The following is a 26,714-nucleotide window of genomic DNA, read 5'->3' as shown; positions in this document are numbered from 1 at the left end:
TCACCTGTTTTTCCTCCTCTGTCTAAATGAATAGTGGGACTTGCTGAAGACCTGTCGTTTGGTTGAGATTAAATTGCACATTCATATTTTGAATTGCCTGGCCGGCTGCTCCTTTTACGAGATTGTCAATGACCGAAACGATTGTTGCACGATTTGTACGCGGGTCGACTTTCACGTGAATATCGCAGAAATTTGAGCCGTATACTTGATTGGTACCGAATTTGTTCGATTGTTCAATGATCCGGACAAATGGATGGTTGGCATATGTCTCTTTTAATGCGTTTATCAGTTGTTTCTCATTTACGTTTGGCTTCAGAGATGCGTAACTTGTCGCTAGAATTCCTCTAGTCATTGGGACAAGATGGGTCGTGAAAGTTATAGGTGATGTTATACCTGCAAACATACTGATTGCCTGTTCGATTTCCGGTATATGTTGGTGTTGATGTACTTTATATATAGCAGTGTTTTCATTTGTTTCGCTAAAGTGCGTCATTTGGGACGGTTTGTTACCCGCTCCTGACACACCACTTTTTGCATCTATGATGAGATTCTCCCCGCCAATTAAGTTTTCCTTTAATAGGGGTAATAATGAAAGCAGTACTGCTGTCGGATAGCATCCTGGGTTTGCGATTAGACTTGCTTCATTAATTGAGGCTTCGTTCCACTCTGTTAGACCATAAACACTTTTTTCAATTGCGTTTAGAGGTGCCGGTGTTTTTTGGTACCACTGCTCATAATCTATTGGGTTTTTCAAACGGAAGTCACCAGATAAATCGATAAGTTTTGGTCCTCTTCCTATTAAAGAAGGCAATATCTCGGAAGATACCCCTGAGGGAGTACTCGTAAAAATAACATCGTATTCTGTTAGTCTATTATGTTCGATTGGTAGAAGCGCTTGGTCGTAAATATTCATTAAATGTGTATATTTATTCGAAAAATGTATTCCTTCTTCTGAAGAAGTGAATAAATCAATATACTGTGCTTCCGGATGATTATGCAATAGCCTTATCAATTCCAGACCACCATAACCCGTTGCTCCTATAATTCCTATTTTCATACCTATCACCTCAACAGTAAGATAATGACTAGTATAATACTGCATAATTATAAAGTCAATTGTATTTTTAGTTATTTACTGAATATTTATCTATGAATAAAAGAAAACAACTCCCCTTTACTTTTGCAAAGAGGAGTTGTAATTAGTTATTTGAATTTTTATTGTTACCATTGCCATTGTTTTTATTAGAACTGTTTCCGTTATTTGATTTGTTATTTGCTTTTTCTTCGTTCTTTTTCTTTTCTTGACCTGGAATATTGTTAGCATTATTTGTTGGTTTAGTTTCTTTTGTTGGTTGTGTTGTATTGTCTTTCGGTTTGTCTTTAGTTTCCTTATTGTTTACTGGTTTTTCAGTTGGTGGGATCTTTTGCTCTTTATTTGTTGCTGGTGTATTTGGATTTGGTGATTTTTCTTCTTTTTTAATTTGTCCGGGAGCTTTTGTTTTTTCTTCTTTAGGTTGAACGTTTTTGGGTTTTGGTTCAATAGAATTCTTATGGGAAGAAGGTTTTTCTTTTTTAACTTCCTGGACCGCTTTTTCAATTTGTTTTTTGAGCTTCGGTTTATCTTCTTTTTCATAAACGGTGGTGACGGCAAGTTCTTTCTTGTCAGTACTTATTTGTTCTACTGCTTTTGCTAATACCAAGTCGATTGATTGACCTTCCCATTCTTTCATTGTACCTGTAGTAGGGTGTAGGGACATGACATTACCTTCCTCGTCTACCCCAATTTCAATAGTCGAATCACCTTCCACATGTATGTAGGCATAGGCAGTAGTGGTCTTGGGAAACCATGATGCAACTAAAAAAATGAGGAGGACTGCCGCTATTAAAGCTGGCGCTATGAAAATTGGTTTCATAGGTCTTTTAGTCGTGGCCGAAGCAATTAAATGAAACTCTGCTTCTTCACCTATTTGAACGTCTGCATTAAGTGGAACTCCACGAAGAAACTCACCATCTTCTGTAAGAAAAATGGTATAGGTCGCCTTCTTTTCGCAAACAACGCCTCTGTAGTTGCGCATCATATGATTTCTCCTTTCACGTAGTCTTTTATATAAACGAAGTCACTGTTTAATAGAAGTACGACAGCAATGATGTATTTTCGTTGCCGTTCAAGTGTCTTTCTCGAGACTTCTACTAGTGCTTCAATTTCTTTCAAAGGTAGTTTTTTAGTTTTTATTAATAGTTCGTATAACTCTTCTGAGTCAGCAATAATTTGAGCAATTTGAAAGGCTGTTTTTCTGGCGTCCTTATGCTTTGGTGCTGATTTTGTCAGTTCGTCAAATGATAGGTTGAAGTTGGTTAATAGTGTGCTATATTTTATTAGTTCTTCCCGCCTTGACTCCGTAAATTGTTCTTCTGAATATGTAGTTACTGCATGCTGCTTTAATAAAAAATGTTCATCCTCCGAATTATCTACACTGCCATCGAAGAGTAGTTCTTTTTTATGTCGGACTGTTTCTTTTCGGATAAAGTCTGTGATTCGTCTTTTTATAACTAAGTGTGCAAAGGTTTGGAAAGACGCATTTTCAGTTGGATTATATGCATTTATCGCTTCATGACATCCATTTAAGGCAATACTGAATTCCTCATCCTGCTCATCAATAGTTCTTTTACATATGAAACTAGCTGTTTTTTTCAAAAAAAGGGTATGGGCAAGAAGGAGGTCGTTTAAAACCTCCTTATCACCTGCCTGCGCCTTCGTTATAAGTTCTTGCATATTTTGTTTTGGTTTTGTTTTGAATAGACCCTGCACAATTGACAAGAGCATACATACCCTCCGTTCCCATGTTTCCCTTAGCCTACCATTATACTTTAGCTGAGTGGAGAATGAAAAGCGGTCCTATTTTTGTTTTTATATTTTCATAGATTATTAGACGAAATGAAAAGTATCTACACGATTTATTTCATCATTTAAAAATAGTGTTTTATTTGAAATGGATTTATTTTTGGTCTTAGTTCTTTTTGTTTTCGTGTTTTTCAGCTTTGTGTTCTTCCTTTAAAGCTTTCTTTTCTTCTTTATGCTCAGCTTGTAGTGCTTTACGTTCTTCTTTTTGTTCTTGTTGTAGTGCTTTTCTCTCTTCTTTTTCAGCTTGTTTAGTTTCTTTTTTTGGTTGTTCTACTACAGGTTTTTCTTCAACTGGCTCTTCTTTAACAGGTTCTTCTATAGGAGTTTCAACAACAGGTTCCTCTGTTTTCGGCTGTTCCGTCACAGGGGGCTGCACTATAGGATCTTCCTGTTTTGGTTCTTCTTCTTTGATAGGTTCTGTTGTTTCTGCTTGTTTTGCTTCAAATTTTGCAATGGCACGTTCTGCATTACGTTTAATTGCCGCTTTAGCAGTCTCATTTCCGGCATTTTCATAAGCTTTGGATAGTGCTGCTAAGTTTCCAGCTGTGTATCCTTCTGGAATTTCAATATCCAATCCTACTGAATCGCCAGTTGTAACAACAGGTGTGACAGTGTCTGGTGTAGATGTTTTCGGTGCTTCAACAGTTTCAGTTTCTTTTTGGTTAAGTACTTCATTCAAATCTACCGTATCAAACAGATTTTCGTTTGCCCACGCATAACTTGCTCCAGTTACCGTCATTGTTGCTACTAGTAGTGCTGCTCCAGTTTTCTTGAATTTCATCTGCATTGTCTCATCACCTCGTATTGAATTTGCCCTTTTTGTTCGGACACTTAATTATTCGAGGGGCTTGTCTTTTTTATGGGGGTCTGGTGGATAAATTTTATTTTTAGTTGTGATTTGTTGGTGGTTACTTGCGGTTGGGAGGTGAATACTTGCTTTCGTGATGTGGGTACTTGCTCTTTAGCTTGATTTACTTGCGGAGCAGTGGCTTTTACTTGCGGAACGGGATATTTATCCAGATTATTGGTGGTGTACTTGTTAAGGGCATTTCTTCTGCTGGTATACTTGCGGTCGCTTGGTGCACACATGCTCTCATGATGTGGGTACTTGCTCTTTGGATTGGTTTACTTGCGGAGAAGTGGCTTTTACTTGCGGAACGGGATATTTATCCATATTATTGGCGGTGTACTTGTTAAGGGCATTTCTTCTGCTGGAATACTTGCGGTCGCTTGGTGGACACATGCTCTCATGATGTGGGTACTTGCTCTTTGGATTGGTTTACTTGCGGAGCAGTGGCTTTTACTTGCGGAAGGGGATATTTATCCATTTCCTAATCAATCGAGTAGAGGGAAAATAATTTAATTATTTTCGCCCCTCTCACACCACCGTACATACGGTTCCGTATACGGCGGTTCAATTTATATTACAGTGTGTACTTTTAGATAATGTTCTAAAGCAGATGGAAGTCCTCTTTGCTTAAGTCTTTTGTTTGAGATTGCTCTATGAACAACTTTTGAAAGTCCGATGTACCGATAACCTTTTCGACAGTAAGTTAATCCTTTCGCTTCTTCCTCTGGAATTCCTAATTGGACAAGCGATTTGATTTGTTTCTTCGGTACCTTCCATTGCTTCCAGACGATAACTCTGATTCTGGAACGAAGCTTCTTATCTATCAAGGTCATCGCTTTTTTCATATTTGAAATTCTAAAGTAATTAACCCATCCAAGTATGACTTGTTTTAGTTTTAAAATTCGGAAGTCCAGCCGGACACTCCAACTTCGTTTGGTTAATTTTCGAAGCTTTCTTTGAAATTTTTGTATGGACAGTGAATGAGGTTTAACTTGATATTTGTTATTTAGAAAATCGTAGTAATACCCAAATCCCAAGAATTTTAAGTCTTTTGGACGGGAGATTTTACTCTTTTCTACGTTGACTATCAGTCCTAATTTCTTTTCTATAAATCTCACGAGTGATTCCTTCACTCTATTTGCGGCTTTTTCACTCTTCACAAAGATTAAGGCGTCATCAGCGTATCTCACGAAGTGGAGTCCTCTACTTTCTAGTTCCTTATCCAATTCGTTTAACATAATATTACTCAACAACGGGCTTAGGTTTCCTCCTTGCGGAGTTCCAACTGGTGTATCTTCATATTTTCCATTCACCATAACCCCACTGGCAAGATATTTTCTTATAAGAGAAATGACATCTCCGTCGTCTATTGTATTAGAAATGATTCGCATGAGTTTATCGTGGTGGACTGTATCGAAAAATCTTTCCAGGTCAATATCCACAACCCAATCATGTCCATCATTCAGAAATTCCAAGCTCTTTATAATTGCCATTTCACAACTTCTTTTCGGTCTAAAGCCGTAACTGAATTCGCTGAACTGCTTTTCGAATATCGGACTGAGTACTTGATGAACCGCTTGTTGAACTACCCTATCCACTACTGTTGGTATTCCCAGTTTGCGCATCTTTCCATTTTCTTTTGGGATTTCCACTCGTAAGGCAGCTTGTGGTTGGTATTTTCTAGTTCTGATGCGCTGACGTATCTCATCCTTGTTCTCTTTCAGATATTGTTTCAGCTCATCAACAGTTATTCCATCGACACCACTTGCCCCCTTATTTCTATAGACACGCAAGTAGGCATCATTCATGTTTTGATTACTAAGGATCTTTTCTAAAAGTTCCACACTCGTTTCTCCTTTCCTCTCACGTAGTAAATGATATCTCCGTTTTGGTTATCCTCTGAGTTACGCTCATACTTTTACCATTAACACATTCGGAGTTCGTCACTTACGCATTCGTGGCGTTGAAACACTATAAATTGTTCAGCCCTTCATGACCTTAGGTCATTACTATGGCTTCTGCTGACTTCTTGCGACTAACCTTTTTCGACTGTACATATGTACATCCGCAAGACCTCCCAGGGTAAGACAGCTATCTTTCCTCTTTTACTCGCCTGATTTACCCTACAAAGTTACGCACATCTTTTGGACTTTAACTTGTTTAGGAGCCTTATCCCTTTGTAGAGCCTTTGTATCAGATTTCTGTTCGTCGAGCCAAGATTTTATTCCACGCTTCCTTCAGCCCTTACCTCACGATAAGCACCTTGCGCTTCCTTAGTGGTTGGTCGATGTGTACCCCCACAGTGGACTTTCACCACCTAGATAGTTGCCATGCCTGGCACACTAAAAAAACGAACGCGAGTTTAGCGTCCGTTTTATGGTGTATTATATTTCATTTTTGTGGAGTACTTTCATGCCTTGAAGTAGTGTTTTGGCATCTGCATTTAAGTATTGATTTATTTCTTCATTCAGAAATAATTCCGGGTTGTTGTTTACTACTAGTTTGAGTCCTGTGAGGTCAAATTTAGTAGCGTATGTGTTTATGGAATAGATTACGGTCATTTCGTGACGGCTTAATGATTTTTCACCTGTATCTTTTTTCTGTTTGATGAGGTCAAACATTGCTCTAGTGTTGCCACGTAAAAGTTGTCTATTTTTTGTTAATATATCTATATTTTCTTCAATATACTTTCTAGCTGATACTAAATCTAAGCTATCTATGCATTTATTTAGTTGTTTTAATAGTTCTTGAAAGTCCATTTTCTTGCTCGCCCCTTTTGCAAAGTAGCCTTTATGTAAGTATAGGCTATAAGATTCCTTGTGTATATGGACACTTTGCACCTAGAAGGACACAAAATATAACCTTTCAACATGATTTCGTAATTCTAACTCGATACTATTGAATTACATTTAAGCTCTATTAATAGGGTCAAAGTATCATTTTTTCAACTTTGTTTTCGTTTTTTCCATAAATCTTCTACGGCTCCTGAACCTAGCATGACACCCGCTACGATTAAGACAAGTCCGAAGAAATGATTAAGGTGTAACACCTCTCCCAAAAATAACGCAGAAAGAATTAATGCAAACATAGGGTTTAAATTCATGAATATCGCTGCTTTTGTTGCACCAGCTTGTCCTACAGCATAATTGTATATAAGATGGCCAATTGCCGTACATACGATAGCAGAAGCAAAGAAAATCCACCAAAAGGACGGTGTGGTTTCTGCAAATAGTTTAATTGCACCGGGCTCTTGAATGAGACTAATGATAAGTAGGATTACTGCACCGATTAATAGCATATAAGCTGTGAGTAATCTTGGGTCCAGTGTTTTAGAAGCTTTACTTACCACCATAAAACTTAATACTTGAACAAATATCGCTAGGAATACATAGAAATCTCCTAGATTTGCTCCCATAGTTTCACTTCCAACTAGGATCGATACTGCAATGCCAGCTAGACCAAACACTAGTCCTAACCACTGCAATTTTGAAGGGAAATATTTCAAAATGATCGCTGCTGATATTGCTGTCAGCATAGGTCCAGTTCCTAATATTAATCCGCCGTGGGTTGCACTTGTAATGGATAATCCCATATTTAAGAAATAGTGATGAGCTACTACATTGCTGAATGCTCCGAGTAAAATGTATTTCCATTCACTGGACGTTGGTTTACGCAGTAGTTTCATTTCCCATAAAATTGGCACTACTACTAAGCCCGCCGTTAGTATTCTAAATGCAGTCAGTGTTACGGGTGGGACTTCTTCCACCATAAACTTGAGTAATGGTACGTTAGCTCCCCAAGCGAACATGACAAATACAAGCATTACGTATATTTTCCAGTGTTTCATTTGAGGATCTCCTTATTAGTATATATATTTTTTTCTATTGATCAATAAACTGAATGACACATAGGCAATTAGCGATAGGACAACCGGTATTACCACCGTATGTATGTCAAATAGATTGCCGTATGCTTCGTTGTAAAAATGGAGTGCAATATAGGAAACGATTCCAGTAATCATCGATGCGATTGCTCCGTATTTATTGCCGTATGACCAATACAAGCCTAGCACAATTGGCCAAATAAAGGCTGCCTCAAGTCCACCAAAAGCAAATAAGTTTAAGAAGATTAATAGTTCTGGTGGGTTCAATGCTAATAAAAAGACGATAGTACCTAACAGTGTTGTTACTCCAAAACTTAAGTTTTTTACTCTTTTCTCGGTTGCATTTGGGTTTATATAGTTAATATATACGTCTTTTACAATAGAAGAACTCACTAGAATGAGAAGGGAATCTACCGTTGACATGATTGCAGCAAGTGGAGCAGCAAGTACTATCCCAGCAAGCCATGCAGGTAATACTTTCAGTGCAACAAGCGGAATCACTGTGTCTGCCACTTCAATCCCCGGCATTACCGGGCGAGCAAAAATTCCGATAAGATGCATATTCAGCATAATAAAACCAGTGACAAGTGTTCCAATTACTAGCGCGCGGTGCATCGACCGTGTATTTTTATAAGACATTGCACGGACTGCCATTTGTGGTAGTCCCACAACCCCGACTCCTACAAGTATCCAAAATGATGATACATAGGCGGCAGATAAATTGCCTTCATTACCGTATGGAGTAACCAAGTTTGGATTTTCGTTCAAAAGGTCTTGCATAATATTCGGTATTCCTCCGCCGGCGATAATGACTGCGATCAGTAGCACGAGCGTCCCAATGACCATAACTCCACCTTGGACAGCATCCGTCACCGCCACTGCTCGGAAACCACCGATGACTACGTAAACGAGTACTGACACAGCGAAAATAAATAATGCTGTTGTATACTTCATGCCAGTTAGTGACTCGATTAAACGACCGCCACCAACCCACTGAGCTGTCATTGCGGAAAACAAAAAGATAATGATACTAGCAGCTGCAAGTAATACAACCGCTTTACTATTGCTGTAGCGCACTTTCAGAAAATCGATTAGTGTAATGGCATTATATTTTCGAGCTAGAATTGCGAACTTTTTCCCTAAAATAAGCAGGACAAAATAACTCGTCACTACTTGAGTCATCGCAAGTAATACCCAGCCAAAGCCCATTGTGTATGCAGTTCCTGGTCCCCCTAGGAAACTCGAGGCACTACCATATGTTGCAACCATTGTCATGGCCAACACAAATCCTCCAAGCTCACGCCCACCTAAAAAGTACTCCTGTAAAAAGCCACCTGACGACGATTCTAATTTCTTACTTGACCAAAAGCCAATGAAAAAAATAATCGCAAGAAAGATAACCATTGGGATGATTACTTGTATATTCATCATTCATCCCCCTCTTCTTCTAATGAAACATCCTTCAACACAAATTTCACAAGTACAATAACGGTAATTGCCACAAGGATAAAACCAACTATACAGCTATAAAAAAACCAATCTGGAAAACCAAGAATATACGAATACTCCTCTACCGGCTTTGAACCAAGCCCATAAGCAAAGCCAAACCACCATATAAAATGCACAACCGCGAGCGCAACACCAATCAGTGCCTCCCGATGTGCAATCTTAAATCTAGGATCCATCTCTACCACTCCTACCGTTCATATTGATTCACTCTAGTATAACTAAGATAAATTCAGTTGTTAATAGGGGGAGGTGAAAAGATGGAGGATGGAGAGGATTTAGTCTTTTGTGTAAACACCAATTTCATAGTTTACTTGCTCTCGATGATTGTTTACTTGCGTTCACCGTATGTTTACTTGCATTCGATATTAAATACTTGCGGATTGACTCTGATTACTTGCGCTCGTATCGAGTTTACTTGCGTTCAGGATAATTATTCCATAAAATTGCTCACACCGAGATCGAGATGTGGGACACTCACTTATAACCGTTGCATTCTCATTTGGATTGATTCGCTTTCGTAAAAACACCAATTTCATTGTTTACTTGCTCTCGACTGTTGTTAACTTGCTCTCGACTGTTGTTAACTTGCGTGCAACGTATGTTTACTTGCTTTCAAATATTAAATACTTGCGGATGGACTTTAATTACTTGCGCTCGTATCAAGTTTACTTGCGTTCAGGATAATTATTCCATAAAATTGCTCACACTGATATGTGGGACTCTTGCTAGGTTCCCTTGTATAAACGTAAGTCCCTCTCATACAGATTAAAACCGGAAAGCGTAATGCTCTCCGGTTCGTATTTATTTATAAGTTAAGTATTTTACGTAGTCTTTCCAGCTGACAGATTTTATACTGTTCCAGGTCGGAAGGTCTATTGGAAATGGTAGGAATACTTCTGCGTCGTCTGTTTTTTGGTCTGCATTGAGGACGACATTACCATTGCTTAGTCCTTCAGATAGGATGGCATGTTGTTTTAGATCGAATGGGACGGTAACAGGAGTACGGGCGATTTTTCCGTCACTTGTGAGTATGTATACTTCTGCTACTTTTTTGGAACGGTTTAGTAGCCAATTCGATTTTATTTGTACTGCATTTTCTGCATGGTTCGTTATGATTACTGAGTTAAGATTTGCCGCAAAAGGCAAGGTTTCTAGTTGTTCTGCTAGCTGAACACGAACTTCGTAAACAGGTTCGTCAATTTTATGTTCAAATTGTTCGTATGCTGTGAGCCATTTGGATGCGTTTGCGGGTACCTGTGTTTTGCTCGATACGCTTCCTTCTACTACTCCTTCACGATGGGTTGAGTAGTTTTTCACTAAATGACCTTCTTGAATGTCGTGCCATTCGGACTCTTTTACGTAAGTAATGACGGATTTTTCATTTGCATATAAGTGTATGAAATATTTTCCGTTGCGTTCTTCGATAGTCGAAACAGTACCACTTATTGGGCTTAACAAAGAAAGTTGGGATGAATCTTGTGCTAGTTGTGCATCGACGATTTGAAGTTTACGTTCTACTTCAGCCAGTTTTTGCTTTGCTTCAGCTATACCATGAGCAAAGTTACCGTCTTGGGTTACATTGACGTCGACTTGAACATTTACATCCACGATCTCATCTGCCGTTCCTCCAGTTACTTGACCATCTCCTGAGGAACTTGAATCTGCTCGAGAACGCTCTGATTCCAAATCACTAATGATGGTCTGCAGCTCTGACTGCTCCTGCATAAATGCCTGTTGCTCTGTTTCCCATAATAAACGTTGGTCTTCAGCAGAATCAGTCCGCAGTGTAGCAAGGTCAGTACCTTCCTCCACAGGGTCCCCCTCCATGACAACGAAATCATCAATAGCTTCAACATCTATCGTAACAGTTACCTCATTTGTAGGAACTACTATAGCTTCTTTTTCTAGTTCTTGTGCATACGTATTTTCATGCACAACGTTATATTCACTAACGTAAAATGTTCGACTGATTTGGCTTTTATCGGAATAGATTAGGATTGCATTCGCGCCGATAAAGGTAGAGACAACTATGGATATACCAATAGTTAACCATTTATTCATTTGGTTTGCCCTCCTTCAATCCATGATTCAATTGGGAGTACTTCAAAGCCCGCTGTGATTAAGGCCAAAATCACTTGAATTCCTAGTAATAGCAGAAATAGATTACGAGTGGACATCGCAGTAAAAGACCGTAAAAAGTGAAACTGAATAGCGACTATTAACCCTGTAATTAGGGATAATTCGTTAAAGAAATAATTGACATACGACTGTTCTATAAATGTTGCTGCTAGTGGACCAAATGAAAGGACCGAATAATCCGTTGCATAGCCTACAACAGCATATAAGAAATAGTTGAATGCTTTTTCCATTAATAGAAATGCTACGACGAATAATTGTAATATAGCTACTTTTGATAATTCCACTTGTGTAATTTTATGTAAGATAAACGCAATTACAAAGAAATGAAAGCCCATGTATAGTAAAGACCAAAAGATAGTTCCTATTAAAGATATAATTCTAGCGATCGTAAAAGTATCTTCGTAGCCGTTGACAAAAAGAGCCGTTAGTTCTTCCGTATGTAATCCCCAAATGTCTCGTAGGGCAAATAATAGGATTCCAAAGATGGCGACGAACCATACGCGACTCTGAAATCCTCGCATCGTTGCATCTTCTTTTAACGATACAATGAGATCATTTCTATTGAAAAGGTATTTCCAAAATCGAAATTCAAAAAACATTCCAGTGTTCCCCCTCTTATGGTTGAACAGTTACTTCCACATAAGCACCATTTTTCATCATGATTCCTGCATTCGTTTGGAAAGTCGGATGGATGAGTAGTAGATAGGCTGCCCCTTTTTCTAGCGGTGCTGTTGGTGTGACAACGAACTGTTTCGATGATTTTAGTTCAATTGTGACAGGAACTGTATCGGTAGTTCCTAGTTTTACTAATTCCACTTTTTGCTTTGCATTTTGTACTACGTTGCTGGAAAAAGTAATGGTAAATTGTTTCGTTGTCGATACATTATGTAATGCGGACATCTTTTTATAATTTTTATTTACTTCCATTAGTGCATCTCGATGTGCTTTTATTAATTCGTGTCCAACTTCTGTTACAAAGTGCGGCTTTACGCCAGTTTTGTGAATAAGTGTGTCTTTTGGTCCTGTGAAATTTGCAATCGTCAGCTTTAATATAGATCCGTCAGAAAGACTAAAAAATGATTGCATCGAACCTTTTCCATAAGTCTTCTGCCCGTATAGAGATGCTGAGTTTTGGTCTAGTAGCGCTGCTGCAGTCATTTCGGACGCACTCGCGCTATACCCGTTTACTAGGACTTTCGTATTCGCAGGAAATAATGAGTGTTGCTTCGTCGATTTAGTTAAAGTAGACTCACTAGTTGTAACGATTTTGAATGCATCAGGGCTGTTAGGAAATAGTCCAATAAGTTCTTCTGCTGTATGTACATATCCTCCACCATTATTGCGCAAGTCTAATATAAACGAAGTCGCTCCAAGCTTTTGAAGTTCAACTTTTGCCTTTTGAACAAGGTCTGCTCCATTGTCTGAAAATGAATTCATCCCTATATACCCAATATTGCCTGCTAAGAGTTCATTTGTTACGACAGGAATCGTAAATTTCTTACGCATTATGTTATACATTTCTTTCGTATTATTGCTTTTCAAAACCTGTAGCTGGACTATGGTTCCTTCTTTACCCGTAATGATCGAGGAAGCTTGTTGAATTGCCATACCAATTGTAGATATACCATCGATTGAAAGAATAATATCACCAGGTGATATACCAGCTTGCTGTGCTGCTCCTCCTTCAAATGTGCTGACAATTTGAATTCCAGTCACATGTTCTTCAATCGTCACACCAATTCCAGTCGTTGTGTTATTAATAGAGTTCGTGTACGCCTCAAATTCTTCTCTCATAAAATAGGTAGAGTATGGATCTAACTGTTCCATTATATCATCAATAGAATCTATTTCTTCTATACTAGAGGGTATTTCTCCTTTATAGTGCACTCTAACTATATTTTTTACTTCATCTAGCGGTTTCGCTAATGAAGAAATCGGCGCTGAGATCAATCCGATAATGATTACCGCTAGGACAGTAAACCTCTTCATCCCATTTCCCCCTTTTATGTATCTATAAACCTATCTTAACTGAAACTTACTAAAACTGCATAAATTTCTATACAATTAATAAAACAACCGTCAATAACAACGGTTGCCTCACCTGATTATTTGAGTAGTTGCAGAACACCTTGTGCTTGTTGCATATGCAAGCTTAGAACATATTGACTGGCTTGCATTAATATATTAGCTTTAGTGAGCGCCATCATTTCTTTTGCAATATCTACATCTCTAATTCTAGATTCTGCTGCAGTCAGATTTTCTTCCATATTAACTGCATTGTTGTAGGCGTGTTCCATTCGATTTGCATATGCTCCCATTTTAGAGCGTTCATTCGATACTTTTTGAATCGCTTTATCTAGTTCCCCCATCGCCTTATCTGCATCATCTCTCGTGGAAATGGACAAATCCTGTATACCAATACCGGTGGACCCCATATTGCCAAATGACAATTCGATATATTGTCCGGTATTTGCACCAGCCTGAATTTTAAGAGAAGTTTGAGATCCATCTAATAACGGCTTTGTATTAAACTCAGTATCTTTTGAAATTCTAGTTACTTCTTTTTTTAGTTCTTCGAATTCTAATGCTAATTGATCTCGATCTTTGTCGGTTAACGTATCATTTGCGGATTGAACACTTAGTTCTCTCATCCTTTGTAAAATAGAATGAGTTTCATTTAGAGCACCCTCTGCAGTTTGGACAAGGGAAATCCCGTCCTGGATATTCCTTGCTGCTTGTCCCAGTCCGCGAATTTGGGCACGCATTTTTTCTGAGATAGCTAGACCTGCAGGATCATCACCTGCTCGGTTGATACGATATCCAGAAGAAATGCGTTCCATCGACTTATTTACCTGTGACCATTGAGAGTTCATGTTCCGTAAAATAGATAGTCCAGTAGCATTCCAATTTCCAAGCATGATATCAGCTCCTTTTTGGTCCGGTTATCCCGTATGATAACGGTCATTTCTATTTAATTAACCACGTTCTTTAGCAACAATACGTCCTCTTTATAGTAAGACTCACACTTCAAGGGTTGAGTTTACGATCAACTCACCGTAAAATCCAAACTTATTCAGACTACCACGAAGTTGGTCGCTCGAGTATTGCCACACGATGCGATGCTATTTGTCAGAGTTTAAATTAAGAAAAATCTGACTGTTGTTTCCCTTTATTCATTATATCGTCTTTATTGAAAATTCTTTTAACTTTCTAGAACTCTACGAAATAATTTGTCTGATAACGATTAATTCTTTACGGAATTGGGGAGAATAAACGTAACTTTTGAGATAGCTTTACGACAAATATAATAATCGAGTTATTTCCCGGGAAATTGACAGGAAAGGAGCTTTTGTAAATGAAAATCGACAAGTTTGGATTAAATTGGGGGGACATTTTGTTTGGGGTACTTGGATCAAGTGGTTTTGTGTTGTTCCTTTACTTCTTCTCATCTCTTTAAATTGGAATGCACATAAAAACACCTATCGAAATATTCCTATTCGCTAGGTGTTTTCTAATTGATAATGTTATACAATGTAACAGCCCCCATTAGTGTTCTTTATACATTAGCAGTGTGTTGAATAATGACTCATCTCTAGTTGTCAAAGCAAAGTCAATCATGCGCTCTACGTTTTGTTGTACTAGTAATTTGATGACTTCCTCGGTTCCTTCAATTGAGACTTCCTGTGAATCGACTTGGTTTGCTTCTTCTAAAATTGTTTGTAAATGTGTATGAATATCTGACACAAGTAATAATTGATAGAGCGGCAATCTTATAAACCTGTTCCCTTTTTGAAATACGAATACTTCCGACAAATTCTCCACCTGCAACGTTTGTGCATTTAAAATAATTTCTTTGCCCTCCACTGGTATAAAATGAAATAGCTCATCATCTTTCCTTATGGAAAAATACTGATAGGCAAATACCATTTTAATGCTGTTTCCTTCAAACTTCGTATAAAATGGTTTCATTAGTTGTACTAGTATCATATTCTCCTCTCCTTTAATAGAATTTTCTGATTACTCTTAGTTTATCACATTTTCTAATTTTCGTGTAGTTAATGGCATTAAAAATATAATTAGCAAGCAAAATATGATTTACTTGTTTTCCCCACCTAGATACTTCCCCCTATCACTATTTGCTTGCTAAACTGAAGAGTCTTCCACATTGGCATCGAGATGTTTCTCAATCGAGTAGAGGGAAAATAAGTTAATTATTTTCGCCCCTCTCACACCACCGTACATACGGTTCCGTATACGGCGGTTCAATTTATATTACAGAGTGTACTTTTAGATAATGTTCTAAAGCAGATGGAAGTCCTCTTTGCTTAAGCCTTTTATTGGAGATTGCTCTTTGGATGACTTTGGATAGTCCGATGTACCGGTAGCCTTTTCGACAGTAAGTTAGTCCTTTTGCTTCTTCCTTCGGAATTCCTAATTGAACAAGCGATTTGATTTGTTTCTTCGATACCTTCCATTGCTTCCAGATGATAACTCTGATTCTGGAACGAAGCTTCTTATCTATCCCAGTCATCGCTTTTTTCATATTCGAAATTCTAAAGTAATTAACCCATCCAAGTATGACTTGTTTTAGTTTTAAAATTCGGAAGTCCAGCCGGACACTCCAATTTCGTTTGGTTAATTTTCGGAGATTCCTTTGAAATTTTTGTATGGACAGAGTATGAGGTTTAACTTGATATTTGTTATTTAGAAAATCGTAGTAATACCCAAATCCCAAGAATTTTAAGTCTTTTGGACGGGAGATTTTACTCTTTTCTACGTTGACTATCAGTCCTAATTTCTTTTCTATAAATCTCACGAGTGATTCCTTCACTCTATTTGCGGCTTTTTCACTCTTCACAAAGATTAAGGCGTCATCAGCGTATCTCACGAAGTGGAGTCCTCTACTTTCTAGTTCCTTATCCAATTCGTTTAACATAATATTACTCAACAACGGGCTTAGGTTTCCTCCTTGCGGAGTTCCAACTGGTGTTTCTTCATATTTTCCATTCACCATAACCCCACTGGCAAGATATTTTCTTATAAGAGAAATGACATCTCCGTCGTCTATTGTATTAGAAATGATTCGCATGAGTTTATCCTGGTGGACTGTATCGAAAAATCTTTCCAGGTCAATATCCACAACCCAATCATGTCCATCATTCAGAAATTCCAAGCTCTTTATAATTGCCATTTCACAACTTCTTTTCGGTCTAAAGCCGTAACTGAATTCGCTGAACTGCTTTTCGAATATCGGACTGAGTACTTGATGAACCGCTTGTTGAACTACCCTATCCACTACTGTTGGTATTCCCAGTTTGAGCATCTTTCCATTTTCTTTTGGGATTTCCACTCGTAAGGCAGCTTGTGGTTGGTATTTTCTAGTTCTGATGCGCTGACGTATCTCATCCTTGTTCTCTTTCAGATATTGTTTCAGCTCATCAACAGTTATTCCATCGACACCACTTGCCCCCTTATTTCTATAGACACGCAAGTAGGCATCATTCATGTTTTGATTACTAAGGATCTTTTCTAAAAGTTCCACACTCGTTTCTCCTTTCCTCTCACGTAGTAAATGATATCTCCGTTTTGGTTATCCTCTGAGTTACGCTCATACTTTTACCATTAACACATTCGGAGTTCGTCACTTACGCATTCGTGGCGTTGAAACACTATAAATTGTTCAGCCCTTCATGACCTTAGGTCATTACTATGGCTTCTGCTGACTTCTTGCGACTAACCTTTTTCGACTGTACATATGTACATCCGCAAGACCTCCCAGGGTAAGACAGCTATCTTTCCTCTTTTACTCGCCTGATTTACCCTACAAAGTTACGCACACCTTTTGGACTTTAACTTGTTTAGGAGCCTTATCCCTTTGTAGAGCCTTTGTATCAGATTTCTGTTCGTCGAGCCAAGATTTTATTCCACGCTTCCTCTAGCCCTTACCTCACGATAAACACCTTGCGCTTCCTTAGTGGTTGGTCGATGTGTACCCCCACAGTGGACTTTCACCACCTAGATAGTTGCCATGCCTGGCACACTAAAAAAAGGAATGCAATATGCATCCGCTTTTGAAACATAATTTATTTCGCTAGAGTTCTAGGTCTATGCTTTCCTTTTACTATTGTGAAATAGCCGAAAGATTGCTCATTGTATTCAAAGATAAACGTTTGAAATACTTTTTCAAGTATTTTTGTTTGGTTTGACTGCTCTTCATGTTCTAAATAAAAAGATAATAGGTTAGCGTCACAATCTAGTAGTAAATCATAAACAGTAAAATCTTCCGCAACAATTTGATCAATATGTGTCATTTCTTTTTCACGATATCCACTAAAATACTCAATATACTTTTTCTTAACACCAATGACTTTTATTTTTCCCTTCTTTTCCCTTGAATGATTATCCTGAAACTCAAATAAAGACGGTATGTAAAATTGTATTCTTTTGATAGCTATCACTCCCATTTATATTGTATTTATTCCTATATTTCTCATTTATGTTATTCGATGTATATATCTTATACTATATTTGCTTGTACTTTTCACGAATATCTCCAATTTAGCGATTTTTATTCATTTCGCTTCTAATTTCGCTATCCTTGCATTGTATATGGGGGGATGAATATGGCATTTGGAGAGCAGTTGCGTGCTTATCGTGAAAAGCTAGACATAACACAAATGGAAGCTGCTAAAATTCTAGGTATTGATCACTCAGCATTATCAAAATATGAAAAAGGTGATCTTGGTATTTCCATTGAGTTATTAATGAAGATAAAAGACAAATATAATATCCCAGATGATCAATTTTTATATATGCTCCAAGATAAACGCTATAAAAGCAATGATCCTATTTTGGAGGCTAAGGAGAGTAAAACAAGATACATAGAAACTTTTCAAGAAGAGTATGTGAAGGAAATAATTCACTTAAAAGAATATCGGGATTTTACCATGGATATTGTTAATTTTGCCGAAAGTGACAAAGACCGAAGAAGATACATTTTAAATCGGCTGAAAAAAGATTAAAGCTTTTACTTACATCATGATAAGTAAAGGCTTTTTCTATTATTACTATCCTTTTAGTCAAATTGTTTTAGGTTCGGCTTTTAATCAGCAGGTTTTATAAGTATAATGGAAGGAAAGCCTTTTTTCTTAGGAGAGATCCGTTTGAACCCTACTTCTTATCAAAAACTTGCAACCCATTATAATAAACAGATTCACCAGTCTATGGATACGATTGCGAAGAAGCTACATCCTGCTTTATTGGACGATGAGGAGCTTGTCCGTCGTGCCGCTTTTTTTGTGCGTAACGGTGCTGTTTCTATTACTAATTATTTCCCCCAGGAACATCGGGTCGATTTTACGATACGCGATGTTACAAATATTGAAGTGAACTATCATATCTCAAAAGATAACTTTCACTGCCCTTGTCCTATACATAAGCCGTGTAGACATATTGTGGCAGCTGTTTTTTATTTGTATCAACAAAATGATTCTTTGTCTACTTGGATTTCTGAATGGCGTTCGCAGGCTGACCAGGTCCAATTGTCTTTGCTAAAAGATGAGCGTAGTCCAAGAAGTTGGGATATTATTGTTGAAAACTTTTTCCGTAAATTTATTGCTAATTACCCACCTACTAGTTTTTATTTACTTGAATTTGCTATTCATGATTTGAAATCTCAAATTCGGAAGTCTCGTCCATTTGAACGCGAGTGGCAACCTATTTTTGACGTGTATGTGGAACTTTCTATACTCATAAAGTCCTGGTCTTATATTGAACCTCTTGCTCAGTCGAATATGCAAAATCGAGTCCTTCATTTTTTAAACGAATACCTTGAGGAGTTGAATGATCATTTAAACCAACTATCATCGAAGCCTCGTATGTTCGCAGCAGATCCATTTTACGAAGAAATAATGGTTCGAGTTCATCATTTTTACTTCGATATGGAAAACCTTGTACACTATCGAAAGCAAGTATATCTTTCCTTTTGGGATGCGCTCGTAACAGACAAGAATACAAGAATGAAGGAAGTAAAATATTTAGAGGCACTGGAGACTATAGAAGATGATACGCCATTAAATATGGTGCTACCATACTTTTACTTAACCTTGTCCATGACCGATGAGCTATTGTTAGCTGCGGAAAAAATGGAAGGAAACCAGCTACTTGAGTGGGTAGAAGTATGTGAAAAGGCACTTCAGACTGGCAAAAAAGAATTAGGTACTAACCTAGCTCGAAAACTACTACCTCATGTTTCTTATTACTTAAACGAGGTAATACTAAATCCATCTCGTGTTATGCTCATTCGTCGATTAGAGCTATTATTTGAGATGGTTCAATTACAGCCTACGGAGTTAGAAAAAGTATATCAATCATTTGGTCTGTATGGCCTACAGTCTTATTCGAACCTACTTATTAAGGAAAAGCGTTATTACGATTGGATGGCTCTCCATCAATCGGCCAATTCCTCAATAGAATATGCGGAAACTTGTGGACTATCTATTATTAAAGAAGAAGCTCCAGATGTTTTACTTCCACTTTATCATGACTATGCAATGCGTTTCATTCAAGAAAAAAATCGCTATAGCTACAAACAAGCTGTTCGGATCTGGAAAAAAATGAAACAAGTTGCTAAGAAATCGAATAACACTGACTATTGGAATGCTTACGTCGAAAATGTTCGCGAAAAGTATCGCCGTCTTCGTGCACTGCAACAAGAAATAGAGAAAGGAAACCTACCATTATGACTCAGCCTTTATCTATTACAAAAGAATTTTCTTTAAATATTCTTCCGTTAGAAAACGGACAGTTTCGATTAATTTCGATAAATATACCTGCAGAGAAGTGGGTGCCATCCTTATATTTGAATCACCGAGAAAGCTTTTTCGGTCTCAATGCTCAAATTGAGGATAATGCACTTATCGCTTCTCCTGTTGAATTAGTTGAACTTTTTTCTAGAAAAATGAATCCATTCACATTATTTGACGGTGTCAATGAAGATTCAAATAAATGGTTAGAAACATTTAAAGATACAGCAAAAGTTTGGGCAACGCCTGATTTATGGAATTTCATAAACGTAGAAGGAAATGACCTCAAAGTTACTGCTCCAATAGATCATAGTGGGCAAATGCTTCTTGTTAATGCTGTTAAACAAAAGCTGTTCCAAGCTGGGCTATCTATGGAAGACATAGAACCCCTTATACCGTTTTTCCAACAAGGTGGCTGGCCAATCAAATCTCAGGCTACTCATCCAAGCTTATTAGTCGCACTTAGATTGTCAGAACCGGAAGCTATGGAAGATACATGGTTGTTAGAGACGGTAGTTCGAGGGAAAAAAAGCAGTGTATACTGGACACCAGCATACCGAAAGAAATCATTATCCATTAGTAAAGCTCTTCCAGATAAATGGGTTGAATTTAGTGATTTTATAGAGGAAACACAGTCGAAAATGTTTTCTCTTATTTCTTCAATTGATCAAACGAATCCAAAAACATTCTATTCTTCTACATTAACTGATGAAGAAGTGAGGATGTTTCTTCGTGATGACTTAGTGAAACTGCAAGCACTCGGATTCGAGATTGTTCTTCCCGCTTGGCTGAAGGCGGTAAAAGACACAAAAATGCGTGTTAAAACAGTCGCTAAAACGGCCAATTCATATAAAACTACTGCAGGTCTAAATGAAATACTACAATTTAACTGGAGTTTTTCTTTGAACGGACAGGAAATTTCAGCCGATGAGTTTCAACAGATGGTCAATGAAAATCGTTCCTTTATACAGGCTGGCAATGAATGGTTCCGTATCGATTCCGCTTGGATGCATGAAGTTCGAGAGCTTATAAGAAAATCAGAGGATGAGAATTGGACTGTGAAAGAATTGCTGTTCCGCGAAATTCCTGAAGAACTTGCACTTGCGCTTGATGAGGAAGAAGAAACTGATGTGGATCCGTTATTTGAATTTGAGATGCAGAAATCATTGCAAACGATTATGACACAGCTCTCGGAGAAAAAAGGTTTCCCTTCCGTGGAGATTTCTCCTAATTTGTTGACGACTTTACGCCCTTACCAGCAACAAGGATTAGAATGGCTCGTCTTCATGAGAAATGAAAAGTTTGGAGCTTGCCTTGCAGATGATATGGGACTAGGAAAAACAGTACAGTTGATATCTTACTTACTGCATGTCCATGAAAATACTGAGCAGCCAACACCTTCGCTTATAATTTGTCCTACTTCCGTGTTAGGAAACTGGCAAAAAGAAATAGCAAAGTTTGCACCTTCACTTAAAGTGCAGACACACTACGGTTCTACTCGAACAAAAGAAATTGATATGACATGTGATGTTGTACTCACTACTTTTGGAACTGCTATGCAAGATGTTGATTCGCTTTCTGAAATCGTATGGACTAGTATTACGCTGGATGAAGCACAGAACATTAAAAATATGCATACAAAGCAATCACGTGCTATTCGAAGGTTAGCAGGTGCGCATCATATTGCGCTAACTGGTACACCTGTGGAAAATAGATTATCAGAGCTATGGTCTATATTTGACTTTATTCATAAAGGCTATTTAGGTTCGTTCCGTAAATTCCAAGAAAATTATATAGCACTTATTGAACGAGATAATTCTGATGCAACGAAACATAAATTAAGACTTAAAATTCAACCTTTCCTATTAAGAAGAACGAAGCAAGATCCTGAGCTCCTACTTAACTTACCAGAAAAATTGGAACAACGAGAGTACTGTGCACTTACTACAGAGCAGGCTGCTTTATATGAATCACTTATACAAGAAACTGTTAGTAAGCTTGACACACTGACTGGTTTTGAGAAGAAGGGTCTCATTCTGAAAATGCTAAGCAAGCTGAAGCAGCTTTGTAACCACCCTGCTCTCTATTTAAAAGAGCCCTTTGATGATGCCGAGGATATGCTTGAACGTTCCGAGAAGCTAGCTCAAATTGTTACACTTGCTGGAGAAATTGCAGCACGAGGTGAGCAATGTCTAATCTTTACTCAGTATATCGGGATGGGACATTTACTACAGCATTGTTTAACAGAGTTATATGAAATAGATGCCCCATTTTTGACTGGTAGCATGCCTAAAAATCAACGGGATCATTTGGTGGAAGCATTCCAAGCCAATGAGTTTCCCGTATTCCTATTATCTTTAAAGGCTGGTGGAACTGGCCTAAACTTAACTGCGGCAAGCCATGTGCTCCATGCCGATCGGTGGTGGAATCCTGCAGTAGAAAACCAAGCAACCGATCGTGCATATCGTATCGGACAAACAAACTTTGTTCATGTCCATAAGTTCATTACGATCGGAACGATTGAAGAAAAGATTGATAAACTCTTAGTTGAAAAACAGTCGCTATCGGAAGAGTTAATACATTCTAGTCAATGGATCACTGAAATGTCGGATAATGACATAAAAGAGTTGCTTACACTGTCTCTCTAATAGTTTTATTAAAACCCTGACCAAGAAAATTTCGGTCAGGGTTAACTCTTTTGATAATCATTGAATAAGATTGCGGCCTTATCAATCATTAAACTGGTAGTTGGTTTGGTGGTGTTACTGGAAATTCAAAATCACTCTCATTATTCTTATTTGGCTGTTGTACTGGTTGTTCTTCATCTCGTTTCTTTGTTGCTAAAAATCGGATGTCCTCCACAACTATTTCTGTAACGAATACCCTCTCTCCCTCTGCCTTCTCATACGACCTTGTATTAAGCCTACCTGTTATCCCTACAAGAGACCCTTTACCACAATACTTGACGGTTGTTTCAGCGAGCTTCCCCCAAATCGTACATAACACAAAGTCCGCTTCATCACTTTTATAGCTTTTATTCACCGCAACTACGAAACTAGTTTGCGTCCTCCCTTCTAACAAATGCTTTAGTTGTGGAGATTTCGTCATACGTCCGATTATCGAAACAGTGTTCAATCTGTCACCTCCTTTTCTAAAGTTAGCCCAATCATACTGGCAGTTTAAATTGTTGGCAAAAGCTCACAATTCAATTTTAAAGTCCTTTTTAATTACAAAATGAATTTCCTGAAATCTACTTTCTTATAAATTACTTCTATAACAGCTTTTCTAATTTTTCAATTTGCTATTTTTGTAGTTTAGCCTATTATTTTTTCCACCTAAGTCACTATGTTATAATGGATACTAATTAATGCTTTTCCAAAGGGGATTTGTACATGAAAACATTTAAAATGATATCAGTCAGTATTATTTCGGACAATGAAGAAGTTCCAATAACAATAGAGGATGGCATCGTGATTAACCAGGAAAATTCTAGCCGTTCTTGGATATTAGAGCTATTCACTGATCAAAAATACGAAAACTATTTTAATGAATTAAAAACTTCTAATAAGGTATATGATGTGAAAGTTATTATCTCTTATCCAGAAAATGAACCGGCTCATTTTGAAGTGGTAACCTATTCTGTTAAACAAATTGGCAATCACCTCTCCGTTTTGCTTAGAGGTACATTGAAACGAGTTAGAAGAAAATACGCTGAATCATTGCTATCAGAACTAATCGAGGAAGGATTAACTGGGGAAGATTTACTTTCTAAATTTGAAAATGATATGAAAACTCGCCCTGCCTTGAAGAAAGATCAATAAAATCATCAATAAAAAAGGGTTCTTTGTCAAATAACGTTGGTGAACAATTTTAAATGTTGAATTGATGATCATTGAATTATATTAAGGCTGATTAGAAGAATGTCAGGGAAAACTGGCTTTCTAAACAATCTTTTTTTATAGTGAATCGAATACCCTGTTTCTTTCCGTTCCAGATGGCGCTTTCCGCGGGCACGGCTTCAGCCTCCTCGTCGCGAAAACCGCGCTCCTGTGGGGTCTTCAGCTCGCGCTGTTCCCACAGGAGTCGCCATCTTTCACTCCAAGAAACCTAAAGTGTACTTTAAATTGAGTGAAAACTTATAACCTAAAAAGGCAGACTAAGCTACTTCTAAGTGTGGTTGCCTTAAATCAGATTCAACTGGCTTGAATTTTAAAGTGATTTAATCTTGAGTCTTGAACTGAGCATTCTAATATTATTAGTAATTGACAAGTGGGTTCCCTCCAAGATGATGGTTTTCGACGACTTTAGTTCTACGGGGAGCTTCACTTGTTTTCTATTTAAAATAGTTAGTGAAGTTCCATCACCAACGTTATAAAATATAGAACGAAAAAAGATGCTGGCCCTAATTTTTAGGTGCCAGCATCTTTTTCAATTATTATAAATTATTGTCTTTATCATTTGTCATTTCGTCATCATCGTGTTCAGTGCTTGGTTCTTTAATCCATTTACCGTCTGCATTTGGTACATTTCCATCTCCTGTACCTGAGCCAGCACCGCCAGTACCATTCCCACCATCAACATTATCATTGATACCTGGTTGGCCTTCAATTGAACCGTTATTCGTTGTTCCGTTATTGTTTGTTCCATCGTTCATGGTTCCATTGTCTAAGGTCCCATTCCCACCATCATTCATTCCGTTATCTGTGTTTGGCGATTGTGTATTTACATCGTTTCGCACATCCTCCATTGGAGTTTCATTGTTGTCAGGGATGGCATCATCTGTATTATTACACCCAACTAATAAAAAAGAGCATAAAGCTACAGCAGGAACGGCTTTTTTCCACATAAAAAAATTCCTCCTTTCTTAGATATCGTCATCACTTTTTTGTGACTTACGATAGGTTATCCAAGAAAAAAGGAACTATCCTATGGCATTTATGCCTGTTTTTGCAAGATATAATTTAGAGTATAAGTTGAAAAAAATGTGAAAAACTATTATTAGTCGTTATTAACTATTGGACCTAAGGCAAATAATATATCTGCCTCACAAACTAATTCTCCATCTACTGTTGCAATTCCGTGGCCTTTTCCCATAGCTCCGCGGAGTTTGGTCAATTCAACTTCTAGTTTTAATTGGTCTCCTGGCTTCACTTGTCGTTTAAAACGACAATTATCAATTCCAGTAAAGAAAGCAAGTCTTCCTTTATTTTCTGGGATTTGAAGGACAGCCACTGCTCCTACCTGAGCAAGCGCCTCTACAATCAGTACTCCTGGCATTACTGGATATCCTGGAAAATGACCATTGAAGAACTCTTCGTTAATCGTTACATTTTTTAATCCTACCGCACGCTTTCCTTCTTCGATTTCTAGAATTTTATCTATCATGAGAAATGGATAACGGTGAGGTAAAATTGCTTGAACTTGCTCTGTTGTTAACATGGAATCATCCTCCAAAAGAACATTATTATTTGCCATCTTTAATATCAATCATATGCTGGTAAGTATCCCATTTTAATGCGTCCGTTGGTTCACCATCACCTAGTACGCCATAGCCAATCATTAAACCTGCCATAGCTGCTCCAGCAATAAAAAGAATTACCAGTAGTATACGCAACCATATTGGGAACATGCGGATCTGGACCCATTTGGTTGTCCCAGTTGATGTTGCTTGTTCATGTTCCTTTTCTTGTTCCTTTTCTTGTTCCTTTTCTAATCTTCGCTGTTGTCTAGCAGAAATTTTACTTTCTTCTGTCATAAACACAACTCCTTACACAAATAATTATCTAATGCCATTAATAAGACCCAGCATTTGGTCCGCAATTGTAATGGAACGGGCATTGAACTGATAAGAACGTTGTGCTGTCATAAGATCCGTCATCTCTTTAGATGTATCTACATTTGACAACTCTAACATACGATTTGCCATAGCGATTTCTCCACGATCTTCCCCTAAAAGATCAGTCATAATATCTTCTGCATTTAAACCTAGTTCTTCTAGATTATCTGGCATGCCAATATATGTTGCAGATAAATGCTCCACTGCATTCGGCTTTTGAAGCACAGAAACTGCTAATTCACGTTGTTGTGTAGTACCGTCTGGATAAGTTGCTGTAAGAATTCCTGTTTCATTTACAGAGAAATCCGTAACACCGTTAGGAATCGTAATTACTTGTCCATCTGCATTTGCGACTGGATAACCATCACTGTTCACTAACATAAGCTCTCCATTTTCCACTGGTGATACATAAAAGGCACCTTGACGAGTATAGGCCGTCTGTTGTCCATCTACGCCATCTGGCATAATCACTTTAAAATATTGCTTAGGCTCTTGAAAAGCAAAATCTAAATCGCGGTCTGTAGATTGGAGACTACCTTGCTTCCAGTTCATTTGTGTCTGTGCAAGTGTTGCACCAACGCCATAACGAATTCCTGTAGGAGAATCTCGTTCTACTCTATCTAATTTATCATTATTAAATTGTTGATATAATAATTCTTGGAATTTAGCATCCTTAGCTTTGTAACCATGTGTACCCGTATTGGAAAGATTATTCCCTATAATATCTATTTGGCTTTGTAGTTGCGACATTGTATTTGTCGCTGTAATCATCGTGCGTAGCATTTAAGCCT

Annotated in this window: 26 protein-coding genes; 5 read left to right on the top strand and 21 right to left on the bottom strand. The window is 37.8% G+C overall.

The annotated features are described in order from the left end of the window. Positions 1 to 22: 22 nt before the first annotated feature. From argC to ACQCPR_RS03705, 4 genes are all read right to left on the bottom strand, one after another. Positions 23 to 1,057 (bottom strand): N-acetyl-gamma-glutamyl-phosphate reductase, encoded by a 1,035-nt coding sequence (gene argC / locus ACQCPR_RS03720; RefSeq protein WP_427138211.1) that lies wholly within the window; start codon positions 1,055 to 1,057, stop codon positions 23 to 25. Between the two features lie 142 nt (positions 1,058 to 1,199). After that, the gene (locus ACQCPR_RS03715; RefSeq protein WP_427138210.1) at positions 1,200 to 2,075 is read right to left on the bottom strand and encodes an anti-sigma factor domain-containing protein; all 876 of its coding nucleotides are present in this window, start codon (positions 2,073 to 2,075) and stop codon (positions 1,200 to 1,202) included. Then, positions 2,075 to 2,824 (bottom strand): RNA polymerase sigma-I factor, encoded by a 750-nt coding sequence (gene sigI, locus ACQCPR_RS03710; protein ID WP_427138209.1) that lies wholly within the window; start codon positions 2,822 to 2,824, stop codon positions 2,075 to 2,077. The genes ACQCPR_RS03715 and sigI overlap by 1 nt, the downstream gene beginning before the upstream one ends. 184 nt (positions 2,825 to 3,008) lie before the next feature. Beyond that, positions 3,009 to 3,683: a hypothetical protein gene (locus tag ACQCPR_RS03705; RefSeq protein WP_340879052.1), complete on the bottom strand. Its 675-nt coding sequence runs from the start codon at positions 3,681 to 3,683 to the stop codon at positions 3,009 to 3,011. 369 nt (positions 3,684 to 4,052) lie between these two features. Here ACQCPR_RS03705 and ACQCPR_RS03700 point away from each other — a divergent pair, with 369 nt between their 5' ends. Next, positions 4,053 to 4,265 carry a hypothetical protein gene (locus ACQCPR_RS03700; protein ID WP_427138208.1) on the top strand — a complete coding sequence of 71 codons (213 nt, stop codon included), beginning with the start codon at positions 4,053 to 4,055 and terminating at the stop codon, positions 4,263 to 4,265. A gap of 56 nt (positions 4,266 to 4,321) precedes the next feature. Here ACQCPR_RS03700 and ltrA (ACQCPR_RS03695) read toward each other — a convergent pair whose 3' ends face one another. The 12 genes from ltrA (ACQCPR_RS03695) to ACQCPR_RS03640 form a co-directional block, all read right to left on the bottom strand. Next, the gene (gene ltrA / locus ACQCPR_RS03695) at positions 4,322 to 5,596 is read right to left on the bottom strand and encodes a group II intron reverse transcriptase/maturase (RefSeq protein ID WP_427137677.1); all 1,275 of its coding nucleotides are present in this window, start codon (positions 5,594 to 5,596) and stop codon (positions 4,322 to 4,324) included. A 540-nt stretch (positions 5,597 to 6,136) separates the two neighbouring features. Beyond that, on the bottom strand, positions 6,137 to 6,511 hold the full coding sequence (locus ACQCPR_RS03690) for a hypothetical protein (protein WP_340928603.1): 375 nt from the start codon (positions 6,509 to 6,511) through the stop codon (positions 6,137 to 6,139). 185 nt (positions 6,512 to 6,696) lie between these two features. Next, on the bottom strand, positions 6,697 to 7,599 hold the full coding sequence (locus ACQCPR_RS03685; RefSeq protein WP_340928601.1) for a DMT family transporter: 903 nt from the start codon (positions 7,597 to 7,599) through the stop codon (positions 6,697 to 6,699). A 15-nt stretch (positions 7,600 to 7,614) separates the two neighbouring features. Next, positions 7,615 to 9,063 carry a sodium/pantothenate symporter gene (panF, locus tag ACQCPR_RS03680; RefSeq protein WP_241595183.1) on the bottom strand — a complete coding sequence of 483 codons (1,449 nt, stop codon included), beginning with the start codon at positions 9,061 to 9,063 and terminating at the stop codon, positions 7,615 to 7,617. Then, positions 9,063 to 9,320 carry a YhdT family protein gene (locus ACQCPR_RS03675; protein WP_427138207.1) on the bottom strand — a complete coding sequence of 86 codons (258 nt, stop codon included), beginning with the start codon at positions 9,318 to 9,320 and terminating at the stop codon, positions 9,063 to 9,065. The genes panF and ACQCPR_RS03675 overlap by 1 nt, the downstream gene beginning before the upstream one ends. A 625-nt stretch (positions 9,321 to 9,945) precedes the next feature. Beyond that, entirely contained in the window at positions 9,946 to 11,205 is a 1,260-nt protein-coding gene (locus ACQCPR_RS03670; RefSeq protein ID WP_427138206.1) for an efflux RND transporter periplasmic adaptor subunit, read from the bottom strand. Next, positions 11,202 to 11,882: a hypothetical protein gene (locus ACQCPR_RS03665; protein ID WP_427138205.1), complete on the bottom strand. Its 681-nt coding sequence runs from the start codon at positions 11,880 to 11,882 to the stop codon at positions 11,202 to 11,204. The genes ACQCPR_RS03670 and ACQCPR_RS03665 overlap by 4 nt, the downstream gene beginning before the upstream one ends. Before the next feature lie 16 nt (positions 11,883 to 11,898). Beyond that, the gene (locus tag ACQCPR_RS03660; RefSeq protein ID WP_427138204.1) at positions 11,899 to 13,272 is read right to left on the bottom strand and encodes a S41 family peptidase; all 1,374 of its coding nucleotides are present in this window, start codon (positions 13,270 to 13,272) and stop codon (positions 11,899 to 11,901) included. Between the two features lie 116 nt (positions 13,273 to 13,388). After that, positions 13,389 to 14,201, bottom strand: coding sequence for a flagellin (locus tag ACQCPR_RS03655; RefSeq protein WP_427138203.1), 813 nt, complete (start codon positions 14,199 to 14,201; stop codon positions 13,389 to 13,391). Between the two features lie 628 nt (positions 14,202 to 14,829). After that, positions 14,830 to 15,270: a transcriptional regulator gene (locus ACQCPR_RS03650; protein WP_427138202.1), complete on the bottom strand. Its 441-nt coding sequence runs from the start codon at positions 15,268 to 15,270 to the stop codon at positions 14,830 to 14,832. Between the two features lie 280 nt (positions 15,271 to 15,550). Next, positions 15,551 to 16,825 (bottom strand): group II intron reverse transcriptase/maturase, encoded by a 1,275-nt coding sequence (ltrA, locus tag ACQCPR_RS03645; protein ID WP_427138201.1) that lies wholly within the window; start codon positions 16,823 to 16,825, stop codon positions 15,551 to 15,553. Between the two features lie 541 nt (positions 16,826 to 17,366). Beyond that, the gene (locus ACQCPR_RS03640; RefSeq protein ID WP_427138200.1) at positions 17,367 to 17,747 is read right to left on the bottom strand and encodes a hypothetical protein; all 381 of its coding nucleotides are present in this window, start codon (positions 17,745 to 17,747) and stop codon (positions 17,367 to 17,369) included. A gap of 159 nt (positions 17,748 to 17,906) precedes the next feature. On the opposite strand from ACQCPR_RS03640, the gene ACQCPR_RS03635 reads away from it, so the two are divergent. The 3 genes from ACQCPR_RS03635 to ACQCPR_RS03625 all read left to right on the top strand — a co-directional run bounded on the left by ACQCPR_RS03635 (position 17,907) and on the right by ACQCPR_RS03625 (position 22,735). Continuing rightward, on the top strand, positions 17,907 to 18,305 hold the full coding sequence (locus ACQCPR_RS03635; RefSeq protein ID WP_427138199.1) for a helix-turn-helix domain-containing protein: 399 nt from the start codon (positions 17,907 to 17,909) through the stop codon (positions 18,303 to 18,305). 141 nt (positions 18,306 to 18,446) lie between these two features. Beyond that, a complete protein-coding gene (locus ACQCPR_RS03630) occupies positions 18,447 to 20,027 on the top strand; it encodes a hypothetical protein (protein ID WP_427138198.1) in 1,581 nt (526 codons plus the stop codon). Further along, positions 20,024 to 22,735, top strand: a complete 2,712-nt coding sequence (locus tag ACQCPR_RS03625) for a DEAD/DEAH box helicase (protein WP_427138197.1) — start codon at positions 20,024 to 20,026, stop codon at positions 22,733 to 22,735. Before ACQCPR_RS03630 ends, ACQCPR_RS03625 begins: the two co-directional genes overlap by 4 nt. Positions 22,736 to 22,823: 88 nt before the next feature. Here the strand turns inward: ACQCPR_RS03625 and ACQCPR_RS03620 are convergent, their stop codons facing one another. After that, positions 22,824 to 23,222, bottom strand: a complete 399-nt coding sequence (locus tag ACQCPR_RS03620; RefSeq protein WP_090565586.1) for a single-stranded DNA-binding protein — start codon at positions 23,220 to 23,222, stop codon at positions 22,824 to 22,826. Between the two features lie 257 nt (positions 23,223 to 23,479). Between ACQCPR_RS03620 and ACQCPR_RS03615 the strand changes: the two genes are divergently transcribed. After that, positions 23,480 to 23,908 (top strand): YwpF family protein, encoded by a 429-nt coding sequence (locus ACQCPR_RS03615; RefSeq protein WP_090565588.1) that lies wholly within the window; start codon positions 23,480 to 23,482, stop codon positions 23,906 to 23,908. Between the two features lie 614 nt (positions 23,909 to 24,522). Here the strand turns inward: ACQCPR_RS03615 and ACQCPR_RS03610 are convergent. The 4 genes from ACQCPR_RS03610 to ACQCPR_RS03595 all read right to left on the bottom strand — a co-directional run bounded on the left by ACQCPR_RS03610 (position 24,523) and on the right by ACQCPR_RS03595 (position 26,706). Further along, positions 24,523 to 24,933: a hypothetical protein gene (locus ACQCPR_RS03610; protein WP_427138196.1), complete on the bottom strand. Its 411-nt coding sequence runs from the start codon at positions 24,931 to 24,933 to the stop codon at positions 24,523 to 24,525. A gap of 152 nt (positions 24,934 to 25,085) precedes the next feature. Further along, the gene (gene fabZ / locus ACQCPR_RS03605) at positions 25,086 to 25,526 is read right to left on the bottom strand and encodes a 3-hydroxyacyl-ACP dehydratase FabZ (protein WP_427138195.1); all 441 of its coding nucleotides are present in this window, start codon (positions 25,524 to 25,526) and stop codon (positions 25,086 to 25,088) included. Between the two features lie 25 nt (positions 25,527 to 25,551). Next, a complete protein-coding gene (locus ACQCPR_RS03600; protein WP_427138194.1) occupies positions 25,552 to 25,842 on the bottom strand; it encodes a DNA-directed RNA polymerase subunit beta in 291 nt (96 codons plus the stop codon). Between the two features lie 24 nt (positions 25,843 to 25,866). Beyond that, positions 25,867 to 26,706: a flagellar hook-basal body protein gene (locus ACQCPR_RS03595; RefSeq protein ID WP_427138193.1), complete on the bottom strand. Its 840-nt coding sequence runs from the start codon at positions 26,704 to 26,706 to the stop codon at positions 25,867 to 25,869. Positions 26,707 to 26,714: the final 8 nt, after the last annotated feature.

The sequence above is a fragment of the Psychrobacillus psychrodurans genome, from assembly GCF_050209195.1.
Lineage (GTDB): Bacteria > Bacillota > Bacilli > Bacillales_A > Planococcaceae > Psychrobacillus > Psychrobacillus psychrodurans.
Note: the sequence above shows the minus strand (reverse complement) of the source record. Positions and strands in the feature narration are given on the sequence as shown.